Below are 15,507 nucleotides of genomic sequence, written 5' to 3' on the forward strand. Positions count from 1 at the left end.
TATTCAGACAATGAAATACTTATGCTTAATTTGGGTGCTTGTACTCAGCTTAGTTCTTCCTACTGAAGCTATGGCGCAAGCACAACAACCTTATGCTTTAATTTCAGGATTGGGAACGCACCACCATTCGGTTTCTACCCAAAATCCTGAAGCACAGCAGTTTTTCGATCAAGGGTTAAATTTAATTTACGCCTTCAACCATGATGAAGCGGCGCGTTCTTTTAAACATGCGGCGGAACTCGATCCGCAATTAGCGATGGCATATTGGGGTATTGCTTTAGCCCTGGGCCCTAATATTAACTTGGATGTGGATAGCGATCGCGAATTAGCAGCATATCAAGCCATCCAACAAGCCATAGCCTTGTCTAACCACGCCTCAAAACCAGAACAGGACTATATTAACGCCTTAGCCAAGCGCTACTCTAACAATTCTCACGCTTATTTATACAAGCTAGCCGTTGATTATAAAAATGCAATGGCAGATTTAGTCAAGCGTTATCCTCAAGACTTAGACGCCAAGACTTTATACGCCGAAAGCTTAATGGATTTGCACCCTTGGCAACTCTGGACTAAAGATGGTAAACCTGGGGAAAATACGGAAGAAATTGTATCTGTTTTAGAATCTGTATTAAAAAGCGATCCCAATCATCCCGGAGCCAATCACTATTATATCCATGCAGTAGAAGCTTCCCTAAATCCAGAACGCGCCTTAGCCAGCGCCAAACGCCTAGAAACCCTAGTACCAGGGGCAGGACATTTAGTACACATGCCTTCCCATATATATTTCCGCGTAGGAGATTATACCGCAGCCATGCATTCAAATGCCCTAGCGATCGCCCAAGACGAAACTTACATCAGCAAAAATCACATCCAGGGTTTTTATCCAGCTTCTTACTACAGCCACAACGTGCATTTTTTGGCAGTAGCCGCCGCGATGGCTGGTAAATATGAAGATGCCGTACAAGCAGCAGATAAATTAGTCACAATGGCGACTCCCTTAGTTGCAGAAATCCCAATGGTTGAGGGTTATCTAGGCACTAAACTCTTAATTCAAGTGCGCTTAAGTGACTGGGATAACATTTTAAAATCTCCTGCTCCCGATGACAAATTAGTTACAACCAAAGCTTTGTGGTATTTTGCTCATGGTATGGCTAACGCTGCCACTGGTAAATTAGAAAATGCAATTAGCGATCGCACTGCTTTACTCAACGCTCAAAAAACAATTTCCGTCGATGCAACTATCGGTATGAGTCCTGCCAGTAGTATTTTAGACATAGCTATTAACCAGTTAGACGGCAAAATCGCCAGAGCCAAGCAAGACTATAAATCTGCAATCCAATACCTAGAAACAGCCGTAGCCCAAGAAGACGCCCTTAATTACATGGAACCGCCAGACTGGTATATACCCTCACGAGAAGCATTAGGTGGTGTGCTATTAGCAACAGGCGATTATGCTACCGCCGAAAAAGTCTTCCGTGCAGACTTGCAAAAATATCCCTTAAATGGGCGTTCTTTATTCGGCTTGCAAGCCAGTTTACAAGCACTCAATAAAACTGCTGAGGCGCAACAAATTCAGGCTCAATTAGCTACAACTTGGAAAAATGCCGATATACAACTAGCCCTAGAAAAATTGTAAAGGAGCAGGGGACAAGGGACAAGAAATTTTAGATTTTAGATTTGCGATTTTGGATTTCAATCTAAAATCTAAAATCCAAAATCCAAAATTGAATTGCCCCATGCCCTAATTAAAACTGTCTTACCAGAGGTTGTCCGTCTTTGACTTCGCCGACTAAGACTAAATCGACGCAATTGACGAAAATGCCATTTTCGAGAACACCGGGAAGATTATTCAGGGTTTTCTCTAGGTTTACGGGGTCGTCAATGGAATCAAATCTGACATCTAAAACGAAGTTGCCTTGGTCGGTGATGACTGGGCCTGCTTTTTTCACACCCATACGGAGTTCTGGTTTACCGCCGAGTTTTTTGATAGCATCAGTTACGGGAGCGATCGCCATTGGAATCACTTCTACGGGTACAGCAAAGCTAGAACCCAAACGTTCTACTAACTTTCCACTATCAACAACGACAATAAATTGATTCGCCAAGTAATCTACCACTTTCTCGCGGGTGTGGGCTGCACCACCGCCCTTAATCAAATTTTTCTGCGGATCGACTTCATCCGCCCCATCAATCGCAATATCAATACGATCGATAGCGTCCAAAGTAGTGAGAGGAACGCCGTATTGCTTTGCTAGCACTTCCGACTGAAACGAAGTAGGAACGCCCACAATATCTTTGAGTTCACCAGACTGGAGGCGTTCTCCCAAATACTGAATAGTGTACGCCGTGGTTGAACCCGTACCCAACCCGACAATCGAACCTGATTTGACTAAAGCGGCGGCGGCTTTGCCAACTTCTTGCTTCATCAACTTCACGGGGTCTGCTGCTACGGTCATTCCCAAAAATGCTCCATAAAACTTATCTAAGAAGAACATAACCCAAAGTTACATACATTTTGCGCCTAGTTCTCAGTTTTCACAAAAGGTGGATGGGATACAAGGGTGATATGGGAGACGGGGAACACGGAGAATGAATATTAACGACTATTAACAAATGACCGTTGACCATCGACCAATAACATTTAATTATGCGTAAGTTTATCAGCACTGTATCTTTAGTTTTTTTACTCCAAAACTTCAGCACAATTCCTTTATTATCAGTGGCGCAAGCTGCTGCTATTGAACCATCAGAAGCGATTCAAAAAGTAGTCGCTGCCAAATGGATGACTAACTTTACTGATGGCAATTTTTATCCAGAAAGGTTTATTAGTCGAGCGGAATTAGCGGCGATTATGGTTAAAGTATTTCGCCTAGATAAACGTCAGGCTGTCAGTAAAGAAAATATAGTTATTTCCGATGTTCCATCATCTCATTGGGCATTTAACGATGTTCAAATCGTCTTAAAAACTGACATTATGAAAGGCTATCGGGGTAATTTATTTTTCCCCAATCAACGGGTAACCAAAGCCGAAGCTTTAGCTATTTTTGCCCAAGCCTATGGTGTATTTCAGTTTCCAGAGGAAACAGTCAAAGAAATTCTGGCGTCCCATCCAGATGCAAACTCAATTCCCACTTGGGCTAGACAAGCGATCGCCACCGTAATTACCGAAGGATTTATTAATACAGATGCCCAAGGTAATATTTCCCCCCTCAATCCCATGACTAGGGGCGATATGGCTTATGTATTAAGCAAATATTTGCAACGCCAACAACAACAACCAGATACACCAGTTGTCCCCGGCGCGCCAGAAAATACGCAAAATTAGGGCAGGGGGACAAATTACAATTGTAGAGACGCGATTTATCGCGTCTTTGCCCAATGCCCCATGCCCAATGCCCAATGCCCCATGCCCAATGCCCAATTTATTTCTTTAATTGTCCCTTTTGCAATAATTCGGTGATTTTTTGGACTGCAAGCGGGCGATAGAATAAATATCCTTGGACATCCTCACAATTAATAGATTTTAAAAAGTCTAGTTCTTCTTGTTTTTCTACACCTTCAGCAGTTAGCTTTAACCCTAAACTCTGCCCAAGCACAACAATCGCTTTGACAATATGCGCTACTTTTTGATCTGTGGTCAAATCTTGAATAAAAGACTTATCGATTTTGAGATGATGCAGGGGCAATTGCTGTAGGCGTGATAAAGATGAATGACCTGTACCAAAGTCATCGATAGACAGATAAACACCCATTTGCCTTAAATTGTAAAGCACTGTTCTGGTGAAATCTAAATCTTCAATAGCAGTTGATTCTGTAATTTCTAAATCTAAAAACTTCGGATCTAGACCTGTCTCTTGTAAGATGCTAGTCAAGGTATCTACAAGATTTGGTTGGCGAAACTGTTTGGGAGACAGATTCACCGCAACAGTCAACGGTGGAAATCCTGCATCTTGCCAAGCTTTATTTTGCTTACAAGCTGTTCTAATTACCCATTCGCCAATGGGGACAATTAATCCGCTTTCCTCAGCTAGGGGAATAAAAATATTTGGCGCGACTAGTCCCATTTCTGGATGTTGCCAGCGTAGCAAAGCTTCCATACCAGTAATTTCGCCCGTAATAATATTCACACGTGGCTGATAATACAGCATGAATTCTTCCCGTTCTAGGGCATAGCGTAAACTCTTCTCTAAGGTGAGGAATGCAGGTGTTCTTTTACTGAGTGAAGGTGTGTAAAACTGGTAGTTATTTCTACCTGCATCTTTGGCATGATACAAAGCTGCATCCGCATGTTGGATTAGGGTTTCGGCATCTGGGCTGTTGTCATTAAACATGGCAATGCCGATACTAGCACTAATATAAAGTTCGTGGCCTTTAATTTCAAAAGCAGCAGTTAAAGTTTTGAGGATTTTCTGCGCTATTTGTTTGACATCTTCTTGAGATTTTATTTGTGGCAATAAAATTGTAAATTCATCACCACCCCAACGGGCAACAGTATCACCAATTCTCAGAGACTCTTGAACTCTTTGTGCAACTAACTTTAATAGCAGGTCTCCTAATGTATGCCCTAATGTATCATTGATTACCTTAAAACGATCTAGATCGAGAAACATTACCGCTAGGCTTTCCTGGGGTATACCTCCATCAGGTAAAGCTCGATCCAGGGCATGATTAAACTGTAGGCGGTTAGGTAAGCCTGTGAGTAAATCGTGAAGTGCTTGGTAGCGAATTTTCTCTTCTACTTGTTGACGCTGCCAAGCACCACTGATACTAGCTGCCATTGTCAATAAGGTAGACTCTTCATGTCTTGACCATTGACGTTCTTGGGAACAATCTGCTAAACCCAAGTAACCCCAAAACTTTTCTTCAAAACACAGAGGCACTAAAAAGATAGATTGAATTCTATCTCGTAATAAAATTTCTTGTTCAGCTAAAGGAAATTCGCGAGTCAGCCCCAAAATAGATTGTCCTTGAGACAGGGCTGTGTACCAACGCTCTAAGCCAGCAGTTTGATAGACGAGATTTTGCCATTGTAACTGTGTTGGCTCAATATGCGATCGCGTCCATTCAAACAGCAAACTTACTGCCATTTCTCCTTTATTGGGGTGAAGATGGTTTTTGAATAGATAGGTACGGTCTACTTCAGCAGCTTCACCTAGTATAGCTAGAGTTTTTTCTACACCGCTTTCATAGTTCATGTCTACGAGCAAATAATTAGCAGCTTCGGCGACTGCTTGGAGTAATCTATCTCGCTGACGCAGTTCGGCTGTAGCTCGCTTTTGCTCAGTAATATCTCTAATAATAAAAGTTCTAATTAAATCACTTTCTGGCAGGTAATGAATAGATTGTTCAAAAATTTCTGCACCAACTTCTACCTCCCGCACAAAAGAATTACCTTCGCGATTTTTAATTGCGTTCAGCAATCCTTTTAATACTGGGTGTCGTTCCCCAGATTCTCTCAGTTTGGGAAATTTTAAAGATGCAGCTGGATTGAGGTAAATCACGCTTCCCTCTGTATCCATTTCGATGATGGGATTAGGGATGAGTTCTGGAAAGGATGCTAGGCGGGCGAGTACGGTTTCACTAGCACCCTCAAAGTTAGTATCGGGAGCGATCAGAGTATCAAAAGGATTGACAGGATGCGCTTGTTCTGATAGGAAGCTAGAGATGTCTTCAACAGTGAAAGATTCAAAAAAAGCTTTCTCTGATAAGTTAGAAATGGCGTAGTATTTCGCACTAACTTGGTTATTCCCAAATGCAATTACATCTCCATGCTGAAGATTGTGAGAGTAGCATTTATTACCATTTACATAGATGCCATTGGTACTTTTTTTGCCTTTAAAATCACCATCAATAATTCTAAAGCCATATTGATCGGTTTCTGGAATAGTCACTCTTAATAAAATGGCATGTTGTCTTGACACGGAACGCGATCGCAGGACAATAGCGTTTCTTGAATCCCGACCGAGAGAATAAGTAGCTTCTTGAAGGGGGATAGTTTGTTGTCCCTGTAAGTCTTTGACAACTAAAAGGTGACGTATTTTTTCCCGTTCATTTTCTTCTGGCATACCTTTTTCTCACATTCTCATATTTTGGGTCTTCGTTGGAAAAATACTCATCCAAATAACTTGAGTTTTTACTTCAAAGATAAAGCCACTCAATTGACTTGATTGGTATTTATGAGAGGATAGCTTAGTTCTGGCGCAGAATTTAGCTATCTGGAACGATATGCCTAATTATTTAGCCAAGGCTTCCCAGGGGAATCATAGCTGTTTTCTCAACTCACTAGAATGATTGGAAAATTTGGCCTTACGGTCACATCTCTCGCCTTTTTGGTGTATTCACTACCAGAATAAATTCAAGTACCGAGGAAAATGTATGGTAGATTTGCGGATTTTTGGTAGATAGACGAAAATCCTAACAGCCCAACCTTTCTCATAACAGGGTCATAGAAATCGGCTAATTTTTTATAATTCATGAAAAATTTTCTTAAATTTCTCGTGAAGCGATGTCTGACTACAAGACACTGCCCATACAGGCAAATCTTTCTCATCAAGTAAAGTTTAATTGCAATCAGACTTACCCAAAATATTATAGTGATAAATTATTAATTGAAGCCGAAAAGCTTTCCTGGCAGATCCAACAGCCATCAGTCTAAAAGTTAAATTTAGTTAAGAGGTAAAAACGCTGTTTCTATATCTGTCTCGTCAACTAACGATAACACCCAAAACGAAAGCTGATATTTCCTCAAAATAGTGCCTTTAAGGGGGAGATGTGACTGATTTTTGAATTTTCTGTTAACAGAAAAGCCATCAGTACAACCCCAGATATTACTGAGAAATTAGAGGAAAACTAAGCGAGTAGAAATTTGGGTGTTATTGTTTTAAGTAGAGTTTAAGTAGAGAAAATTATTAAGAATTATTTAGGCGATCGCACCATTTTAAATTAATATAAAGCAATTCTATTTGATATCGCCACTAGGGAAGAAGGACAAGGGGGACAAGGAATTTTAGATTTTAGATTTTAGATTTTAGATTCAAACCCAATCCAAAAGACGCTCGCGGACTCGCTAACGCTGCGCTAACAGATCGCCGGAAGCCGGCGCTCCGACTTTTCGCAAAATCCAAAATTGAATTGCCCAATGCCCAATGCCCCATGCCCATTTTCAAGTTAGGTAGAGGTATATTTGCAAACTAAACCTCTGGGTTTTTGACAGTGACAGACTCAACTAGCGGGGGTGCGCTAGAACCGTTACCTTGTGTTTTTTGTTGCTGTTGAGTTTTCGGCGTACCATGCAATTGGATTGGCGTTTGTGGTGGTTCTGGTTCCGGGCCTAGTGGTTGAGGTTGAGCTACATACTCAAATTCACCTTTACCATCCATTGAGGGGCCTTTTGCCCAACGACCTTCAGCACTTTCAGTACCTTCAGAGTGATTCCAGAATTGATAGGCGAACTCGCGTTTCTCCAAGTCTAGGGGGAAAGAACTGGGAACAGGAGTAGTTTCCAATCCAGAACTTTCTAGGTCTTCAATAGCCGCTAACCATTGATTTTGATGCATGGTATCGCGAGCAATCATAAAGCTTAAGGTATCTTTCACGCCGCGATCGTTTGTCATCTCGTAGAGGCGTACAGCTTGCAAGCGTCCTTGAGATTCGGCGTGGAGATTTGAGCGGAAATCTGCTAAGAGGTTACCGCTAGAGACAATAAAACGACCATTCCAGGGATAGCCTACGCTATCAGATGGGGTAGCACCTAAACCAGAAACGATCGCATGTTGGGGATTCATAGCGGCTGCAATGACATCATTAATTACATCACCTGGTTTAGAACCACCCATAACTGCACCAACCACAGCATCTCTAGCACCTTCTTCTTGTAATCTCAGTGGTGCTTTATCTAGAAGATGCGCGATCGTTGTTGCTAACATCTCAATGTGGCCGATTTCTTCGGTTCCTGTATCTAGTAGCAAATCCCGATATTTAGCTGGGCCTCTACAGTTCCAACCTTGAAATAGATATTGCATCATCACAGTCATTTCGCCAAAAGTCCCACCGATGAGTTCTTGAATTTTCATCGCGTAGACTGCATCAGGCTTTTCTGGTGGCTTGAAATATTGCAATTTCTTATTGTGATAAAACATGTTATTTCCTAATTGATGAGATTGATTGATGAGCTATTTCTTCAGCAGACAATGTCATTTTGTCTTGCTTTACCTCTCTAGGAAACTAATTAAAACTGATATATCCATCAGCCTCCAGCCAGATAAACACATTACAAAAAATCCTGATATTTAGAACTATAGATACAAACAAAAAAATACCGATAAATCTAGTCAATTTATCGGTATAATTCTGTGTTGATTTGCTTTTATAAGAAGTAGAAACAGGTAGAACAGTTAAACTTTAATTTTCATCACGCCCATGCACTTGTGCAGGCGGACTCGTCGCTTCAACGGCGGTAAAGGATTCGAGAATTTTATATGTGTGGTTTGCACCTTTAGGAACCACCCAAGAATTCCCTGGTTCTAACAAAATTGTTTGTCCTTCGATATGTAACTCAGCGCGACCGTTAATTACATAGCCGACAGTTTCATAATCGCGGGAAGTTGGCGGTTTATCTTCGCTTGGTTGTTCATTTTCCCAAAGACGCATTGCGACAGTCTTACCAGATGCAAGATACTTCTGACCGAGTTTACCTTTAGGAGAATGGGTAGAGTCTACTTTTTTAACGCTGGTGTCACTCATATGCCCTTAATGTCCTGGTTTGAGTACAACTTTGATACAGTTATCTTTTTTGTGTTTAAAAATTTCGTAGCCGTGAGGCGCTTGTTCTAGAGGTAGGCTGTGGGTGATGATAAACGAGGGATCGATATCACCATTTTGGATATGTTCTAGTAAGGGTTTTACGTATCTATGAACGTGAGTCTGTCCCATTTTGAAAGTTAGACCCTTATTCATCGCCGCACCCATCGGTATTTTGTCCAAAAAGCCGCCGTATACTCCGGGAATGGATAGGTGACCGCCTTTACCACAAGCAACTATTGCTTGTCTTAAAGCTGTGGGTCGGTCTGTTTCTAAACGTACTGCTTGCTTTACCTTGTCGTACACCGCCATCGCGTCTGTACCATGTGCTTCCATCCCTACCGCATCAATACAGGAGTCGGGGCCCCGACCGCCGGTCATTTCTTTGAGTGCTTCACCGACATCTAATTCTTCGTAGTTGAGGATTTCGGCTTTACCGTACTCTTTAGCCATTTGTAGGCGTTCGGGGATGCGGTCGATGGCGATCACTCTTTCTGCACCCAACATATAGGCGCTTCTGATAGCGAATTGTCCAACAGGGCCACAACCCCAGACAGCAACGATATCACCGGGTTTGATGTTGCAGTTTTCCGCCGCCATGTAGCCTGTAGGGAAAATATCAGTTAAAAATAGTACTTGCTCATCCGTTAAACCATCGGGAATTTTGAACAAGCCAACATCGGCAAAAGGCACTCTGGCGTATTCTGCTTGACCGCCAGCGTAACCACCCAATAAATGAGAGTAGCCAAATAGACCTGATGGGGAGTAGCCCATTTGCTTTTCTGCTAACCAAGCATTGGGGTTAGAATTGTCGCACAAAGACCACAAATCGCGCTGACAGAAGAAGCAAGAACCGCAAGAAATAGTGAAGGGAACTACGACGCGATCGCCTATTTTTACATGTTTAACAGCAGTCCCTAGTTCAACGACTTCTCCCATAAATTCATGCCCAAGGATATCACCTTTTTGCATTGTGGGAATATAGCCATTGTAAAGGTGCAAATCAGAACCACAAATTGCTGTAGAAGTGATTTTGATAATTGCATCACGGGGGTTAATCAGTTTGGGGTCGGGAACTGTATCAACCCTTACATCATTGGCTCCATGCCAACAAACTGCTTTCATAATTATTAATCCTTAGGCTTGAATTTTTTTTTGCTTTGGCACAATTAATATCTTGATTTACTGCAATTGCTACCAATTATTTGTAACACTATGCCCAATTCTCTTGTTCTCTTCTTCCTTGGCGACCTTCGCGTAGCGTCTCGCAGAGAAGACGCCAAGAACGCCAAGGGAAAAGAAGTATATTAAGTGCAAGTGACAGAGAATAGGTATCAGTCCCATTAGTAAGGAAATTGCTGACAATATGTTTTAAATATTTTGAGGTGGGCAATGCCCACCCTACAATACCTCTAATTATTCCGAGAACCGGAATTAACAACTTCTCCTACTTTGCTTTTTACGGAATGTAAAAAGTCTTTTGTCGCGCGAGGAGTGTCTTCATCTAAGTTCAGCTTTTCGCGAATATTATCAGCAGCGTTGCTGAGTTTGTTGCGGCTATTTTCAATTTGGCTATTGTCAGGAGTACCTTTGTAGTAGATACCTTCGGGAGTTCTTACTGTTTCACCAATATTACTATTGCTGCTATTGGAGCCAGAGCCAGATCTTGTATCGCCATAATAACCGCGATCGCTATTAAAATTACCTCTAACATTATCACCAGAATTTGGCTTTAATGTATCTATAGCTTTATCCAACAGATTCTTACCACTGCTGTTATTACCAACATTATCAGGAGTACCTTTATAATAAATACCCTCTGGTGTTCTCACAGTGTCGGCTTGAGCTAGCATTCCATTACTGTAGCCGAAACTTTGCATTCCTAAAAATGCCAAACTTACCATTAAAACTACTATTATCCGGCGCACAATTACCTTTTGTACCCAAGAAAATACACGTACCATAGATATCCTCCGTGAAATTAAAATTGAAATCAGGGTTTGAGAACAACTTTGATACAGTTGTCCTTTTTCTGTTGAAAAATCTCGTAACCGTAGGGTGCTTGTTCTAGCGGTAATTTGTGGGTAACAACAAACGATGGATCGAGTTTGCCATCCAGAATCATATTGAGTAACAAATGCATATATTTCTGTCCATGCATTTGTCCCATTCTGAAAGTTAAAGCCTTGTTAATAGCAGCACCGAAGGGCATTTTGTCTACGAATCCACCGTAAACACCCATAATGGAAAGAGTCCCACCTTTACGTGCAGCTACCATCATTTGTCGTAGTACATGGGGACGATCGGTTTCTAATCTCAGCTTTTGTTTTGTCTGATCGTAGAAGTCTTCTAAACCGACACCATGCGCTTCTAAACCCACTGCATCAATGCAAGCATCGGGGCCACGGCCACCAGTCATCTCTTTCAACGCTTCGCCAGCATCAACATCTTCGTAGTTGATTGTTTCTGCTTTGGCAAACTTTCTCGCCATTTCTAGACGTTCGGGAAAGCGATCGATCGCGATCACTCTCTCTGCACCCATCATGTAGGCGCTAATCATGGCAAACTGTCCGACAGCACCGCAACCCCATACGGCTACGGTATCGCCTGGTTGAATATCACAAAATTCGGCTCCCATATAACCGGTGGGGATGGCGTCGGAGATAAATAGCAGCATCTCGTCCGGTAATTCGGGAGGAACTTTGACAACACCCACATCCGCAAAAGGTACGCGCACATATTCTGCTTGTGCGCCTGCATAACCACCTAATAGATGGGAGTAGCCGTAAATTGCTGAGGTAATATTGCCGTATAATTTTTCTTCCATCCAACCTTTAGGATTGGAATTATCGCACAGCGACCACATATCACGCTGGCAATAATTGCAATAACCACAACCAATTGTTGAAGGAACAACGACGCGATCGCCTATTTTTAAATTATGGACTCCCCTACCAACATCTACAACTTCCCCCATAAATTCGTGACCGATAATGTCACCTTTTTGCATTGTGGGAATATAGCCACCGTAGATATGTAAATCTGAACCACAGATAGCTGTGGAAGTAATTTTGATAATAGCGTCGCGAGGGTTGAGAATTTTCGGATCGGGAACCGTCTCTACCCGGACATCGTTGGCTCCATGCCAGCAAACTGCTTTCATAGTTATTAGTCCATAGTCAATAGTCATTGGTCATTTGTCATTTGTCATTTGTCATTTGTCATTGGTGTTGCTTACAAATTAGGACTTACGCACAAACCCTCTTAAACTCTTATTTCTCTGTGTCCTCTGCGGTTTAATTTGACCTTACCTTTGCGTAAGTCCTGCAAATGAAAAAGGACAAATGACAACTGACAAACTCAACTATTGCCGTCCAGAGGGTTGACCTTCTGTGGTGGCGATTTCTCCGGCTTCCATGAGCATTTTGAAGCGGCGTAAATCGTCGCCAATTTGTTGTTCTGGTTCTTCACCGAAGAGTTTAGCGATCGCAGCACTTAACTGCCCGCCAGGAATGTTATATTCTAGAACTACCTTGACTTCTGTACCTCTGTTACCGGGTGCTTTTTGAAAGCGGACAAAACCAGAATTATCTACATCTGCACCTTCCACCGAAGCCCAAGAAATTAATTGATTTTCTCGGTCTTCTAAAATGTCTGCATCCCATTCCACACTGTTACCCAAGGGTGCATTGGCAATCCAATGAGAACGTGTCTGGTTATACACCGTAACCGATTTGAGATGCTTCATAAATGTCGGCAGATTCTCAAAGTTGTGCCAAAAACGGTACAGTTCCTCTACAGGTTTATTAATAGTTACCGTCTTTTCAACTTTGATAGGTTTATTCATCCCTACGGCTTCCTGTGCTTGCTGAATCGTGCTTTGTTTGGTAACACCTTGATATATCAGACCCCCACCAGCCAAAGCTGTGAGTGCGCCGCGTAACGAGCCTTGTTTCAAACCCATCAGCACCATAGCGCCGCCACCAATTAAAGAAGCCCAACGTTCAGTTTCACTGGCTTCACCTTGACTGGTGTTTGTTCTATCTCCTGGTGTCGCAGTCACTTTTTTTTCTCCCGATTACAGTACAATGACCAGTGAAGGCGCAAAGACTCTCTTCTTCTCTCTCTGTGTTCTTTGCGCTACGGACACTTCCCTATTTGGGAAAATTCCAGCATGGAAGTGTCCTCTTCTGATATGTCAAACAAATTACATAGCTGTAGCCGCACCTGTGGTAGGTTTGGGCGGTTTCACTTCAGCGTTGACAAAGCGACGATATAGGGTGACTAATCGCTGTTCGCAGCTTAATAAATCTTGGTAAATTTGTTTGAAAATCGCTGTAGCTACGGGATCGGTAAATTGGGCGCACAAATTCCCAATATCGCCAATTCCTGTTTGCAAATCGCCTAAAGCGCAGCGTATTTGATATACGTCATCGCTACCGGTGAAGCTGGTTTTTACTTTGGCGTATTGTTCGGCGATATTTGCAGCTAAGGAAGGTTTTTCACCTAATCTATCAAGGTAAGTTTCTAGTTTTTGGATATGGTGCTGTTTAGTGGCAATTAGTTCTTGAAAAATGGATCTCGCATCTGTATTTGATTCTTTTTCGAGATATTTTTCTAAGGCTTCTAAAGAATAACGCTCGCCAGCTAAAGCAGTATTCAAACCTTTAACGATATCGCCTTTAGTTGATCCACCCCAAGCATCAGCGAGTTTCCACCATTCAGCAGATGTATCGGTTTCTTTGGGTAAAGCTGCGTCTTTCCCGCCGTAACCCAAACGGCTGAGGATAGCTGTGGTGAAGATTGCTAAATCCCCCGGTTCGCGGGAAGTAATCAAATTTCCATCAACTACTAGCGCTTCATCTATATAGTTTGCACCAGCGTTGATAATATCTTTGCGAATTGCACTAAAACCGGTGATGCGTTTACCTTTGAGTAAATCACCTTCAATCAAAAGTTGCGGCCCGTGACAGACAGCAGCGACTAATTTTCCTTGTTGTACAGCTTCTTGCACAAAGCTTACTGTATTGGGGTTACGGCGCATTTTATCGGGAGCCATACCGCCAGGAATTACCACTGCGTCATATTCGGCTGCGATCGCTTCTGTAGTGGTAGCATCAGCTTGAGTGCTAAGTTTACCTTGCTTACCCTTATATTTCTCATTCATCCGGGAACCAAGGATAACTACCTCCATTCCCGCTTGTTTTAAGCCGTTATAAGGTACAGTAAATTCTGCATCTTCAACGTTATTTTCAATGAGGATTGCAACTTTCTTTTTACCTGAATGACTGTTATGATGTACCATCTGATTTTTCCTAATTAAAATAGTCAACTAATTTGGTAATTCATTTCCTAAAAAATGGCGGCATAATTCTTACTCACATGCAGCGAAGAATTGTTTACTATGTGGTAGGTGCGGTAGTAAACAGTTCTTCGTAATCGTGAGAGAAATGGCTGTGAAAAGCCGTAAATATTTCTGGTGGAACTGCATTTTGCAAAACGGCAAACACAGCCCGCACATGATTTACCGCCGTTACTGGATCGATATTTTCTTTTTGACTTGTACGAGCTATAAACTCTTGGAGATTAAAGGATTTAGCAGACTCTTGATCACCTGCTTGGAGATAGTTACGTAGTTCATCAGGTAACTGTGCAACTAATTTTTTGACTTCATCAGATCCAATTCGTTCTGCAATTGTTTCTATTGTCGCCAAAGTAGCAAGTTCTGCTTCTGCGCGCGAAGTTGATTGGGCTAGGCTTTGTACGTGGGTAATAAACTCGCTGTATTCCACTTTCTACCTCCGAGGTTTCCCAATAAATGCTGTAATTAGCATTTAGGTAGTTGAAAGCAATCATCATATTTAAAAAATCTTCATTGCACAGACTGTTAATTTTCTTGAATAAAATATCAGTTATGAACAATAAATCGTAAAGCAAAATAGTTTGTTTATTAACTTATTGCCCATAACTAATAATTTCAACTACACGGGGTTTGACCATGAATTCATATTTACCAGATTATTGTTCAAATACTAAATTATCGTCGTTCTCAGGGGATAGATTGTTTTCTTTCTAAAGTAATACATCCCTAGTTAGACTAGCTTTTTTACAGAAAAGGTTATGGTGAAGATGCCCTAAATTTGAGAATTATGTCAGACAATAATCAACAACAAATCAACACAGAAGATTTACCCCAAGCGATTACTGAATCTTACGGCACTGGAGTCAAAGACCTACCAGGATACAATATTGGTGGGCGCTCCATGCAAGCAGAACGGCGCGAATATACAGAAACTAGTCCCGAACTTACTGGTGGGGATGTTGATGCTTATTGGGAAGATGCTGATGCGGTGGGTGATGAAGCTGTGGGTGGTACTGCGCCAACTCCCGATCAAAATGTCACTGAAGAATTAGAAGCAGCCGTTGGGCTAGAAATGGACGATCGCTCATTTCTCCGTACTAACGATATCCTAGAAGAGCGTGACGATCGCCGTTGGGAATTAGACCCCATGTCTTCTGAAGATTATACAGACAGACGAGAGTAATAAGCTAAAAATAATACTTATTCTCTAATTAAAAATATCTGGATCTCAATGCACAATGATTATTGTGCATGATTTTTTAATTTTAAAGCCGTATATTTGCTTGATTTAAATTTCAAAAAAATCACATACACCGTAGGGGTGGGGAAACCCCCATTGGTGTCAA

The 15,507-nt window shown here is 41.8% G+C and carries 13 protein-coding genes; 3 read left to right on the forward strand and 10 right to left on the reverse strand.

What is annotated here, in order from left to right:
- The first annotated feature begins 10 nt into the window (after window positions 1-10).
- Entirely contained in the window at window positions 11-1,636 is a 1,626-nt protein-coding gene (locus H6G08_RS20850; protein WP_190546347.1) for a tetratricopeptide repeat protein, read from the forward strand.
- A 109-nt stretch (window positions 1,637-1,745) separates the two neighbouring features.
- On the opposite strand, the gene rpiA is transcribed toward H6G08_RS20850, so the two are convergent.
- Entirely contained in the window at window positions 1,746-2,456 is a 711-nt protein-coding gene (gene rpiA, locus H6G08_RS20855; protein ID WP_190546394.1) for a ribose-5-phosphate isomerase RpiA, read from the reverse strand.
- Window positions 2,457-2,647: 191 nt separating this feature from the next.
- On the opposite strand from rpiA, the gene H6G08_RS20860 reads away from it, so the two are divergent.
- Window positions 2,648-3,325: an S-layer homology domain-containing protein gene (locus H6G08_RS20860; RefSeq protein WP_190546349.1), complete on the forward strand. Its 678-nt coding sequence runs from the start codon at window positions 2,648-2,650 to the stop codon at window positions 3,323-3,325.
- 97 nt (window positions 3,326-3,422) lie between these two features.
- On the opposite strand, the gene H6G08_RS20865 is transcribed toward H6G08_RS20860, so the two are convergent.
- The 9 genes from H6G08_RS20865 to H6G08_RS20905 form a co-directional block, all read right to left on the reverse strand.
- Entirely contained in the window at window positions 3,423-6,065 is a 2,643-nt protein-coding gene (locus H6G08_RS20865) for an EAL domain-containing protein (protein WP_190546351.1), read from the reverse strand.
- Window positions 6,066-7,190: 1,125 nt separating this feature from the next.
- Window positions 7,191-8,138 carry a manganese catalase gene (locus H6G08_RS20870; RefSeq protein WP_190546353.1) on the reverse strand — a complete coding sequence of 316 codons (948 nt, stop codon included), beginning with the start codon at window positions 8,136-8,138 and terminating at the stop codon, window positions 7,191-7,193.
- Between the two features lie 262 nt (window positions 8,139-8,400).
- Entirely contained in the window at window positions 8,401-8,742 is a 342-nt protein-coding gene (locus tag H6G08_RS20875) for a cupin domain-containing protein (protein WP_190546355.1), read from the reverse strand.
- A gap of 6 nt (window positions 8,743-8,748) precedes the next feature.
- Entirely contained in the window at window positions 8,749-9,924 is a 1,176-nt protein-coding gene (locus H6G08_RS20880) for a zinc-dependent alcohol dehydrogenase (RefSeq protein ID WP_190546357.1), read from the reverse strand.
- Between the two features lie 287 nt (window positions 9,925-10,211).
- Window positions 10,212-10,763, reverse strand: a complete 552-nt coding sequence (locus H6G08_RS20885; RefSeq protein ID WP_190546359.1) for a hypothetical protein — start codon at window positions 10,761-10,763, stop codon at window positions 10,212-10,214.
- Window positions 10,764-10,792: 29 nt separating this feature from the next.
- Window positions 10,793-11,962, reverse strand: coding sequence for a zinc-dependent alcohol dehydrogenase (locus H6G08_RS20890; protein WP_190546396.1), 1,170 nt, complete (start codon window positions 11,960-11,962; stop codon window positions 10,793-10,795).
- Window positions 11,963-12,163: 201 nt separating this feature from the next.
- Entirely contained in the window at window positions 12,164-12,862 is a 699-nt protein-coding gene (locus tag H6G08_RS20895) for an SRPBCC family protein (protein ID WP_190546361.1), read from the reverse strand.
- Window positions 12,863-13,006: 144 nt separating this feature from the next.
- A complete protein-coding gene (locus H6G08_RS20900) occupies window positions 13,007-14,104 on the reverse strand; it encodes a DJ-1/PfpI/YhbO family deglycase/protease (protein ID WP_190546363.1) in 1,098 nt (365 codons plus the stop codon).
- A gap of 97 nt (window positions 14,105-14,201) precedes the next feature.
- A complete protein-coding gene (locus H6G08_RS20905) occupies window positions 14,202-14,591 on the reverse strand; it encodes a DUF2267 domain-containing protein (RefSeq protein WP_190546365.1) in 390 nt (129 codons plus the stop codon).
- Window positions 14,592-14,948: 357 nt separating this feature from the next.
- On the opposite strand from H6G08_RS20905, the gene H6G08_RS20910 reads away from it, so the two are divergent.
- Complete coding sequence (locus H6G08_RS20910) at window positions 14,949-15,344, forward strand: DUF6335 family protein (RefSeq protein WP_190546367.1); 396 nt, start codon at window positions 14,949-14,951, stop codon at window positions 15,342-15,344.
- The last annotated feature ends 163 nt before the right edge of the window (window positions 15,345-15,507 follow it).

Origin of the sequence: Calothrix anomala FACHB-343 (assembly GCF_014696435.1) — a bacterium.
Lineage (GTDB): Bacteria > Cyanobacteriota > Cyanobacteriia > Cyanobacteriales > Nostocaceae > Aulosira > Aulosira anomala_A.

What these genes read in the sequence shown, in the direction of transcription:
- H6G08_RS20850 (WP_190546347.1), top strand. Translation starts at nt 11, where the DNA reads ATGAAATACTTATGCTTAATTTGGGTGCTTGTACTCAGCTTAGTTCTT.
- rpiA (WP_190546394.1), bottom strand. Translation starts at nt 2,456, where the DNA reads ATGACCGTAGCAGCAGACCCCGTGAAGTTGATGAAGCAAGAAGTTGGC.
- H6G08_RS20860 (WP_190546349.1), top strand. Translation starts at nt 2,648, where the DNA reads ATGCGTAAGTTTATCAGCACTGTATCTTTAGTTTTTTTACTCCAAAAC.
- H6G08_RS20865 (WP_190546351.1), bottom strand. Translation starts at nt 6,065, where the DNA reads ATGCCAGAAGAAAATGAACGGGAAAAAATACGTCACCTTTTAGTTGTC.
- H6G08_RS20870 (WP_190546353.1), bottom strand. Translation starts at nt 8,138, where the DNA reads ATGTTTTATCACAATAAGAAATTGCAATATTTCAAGCCACCAGAAAAG.
- H6G08_RS20875 (WP_190546355.1), bottom strand. Translation starts at nt 8,742, where the DNA reads ATGAGTGACACCAGCGTTAAAAAAGTAGACTCTACCCATTCTCCTAAA.
- H6G08_RS20880 (WP_190546357.1), bottom strand. Translation starts at nt 9,924, where the DNA reads ATGAAAGCAGTTTGTTGGCATGGAGCCAATGATGTAAGGGTTGATACA.
- H6G08_RS20885 (WP_190546359.1), bottom strand. Translation starts at nt 10,763, where the DNA reads ATGGTACGTGTATTTTCTTGGGTACAAAAGGTAATTGTGCGCCGGATA.
- H6G08_RS20890 (WP_190546396.1), bottom strand. Translation starts at nt 11,962, where the DNA reads ATGAAAGCAGTTTGCTGGCATGGAGCCAACGATGTCCGGGTAGAGACG.
- H6G08_RS20900 (WP_190546363.1), bottom strand. Translation starts at nt 14,104, where the DNA reads ATGGTACATCATAACAGTCATTCAGGTAAAAAGAAAGTTGCAATCCTC.
- H6G08_RS20910 (WP_190546367.1), top strand. Translation starts at nt 14,949, where the DNA reads ATGTCAGACAATAATCAACAACAAATCAACACAGAAGATTTACCCCAA.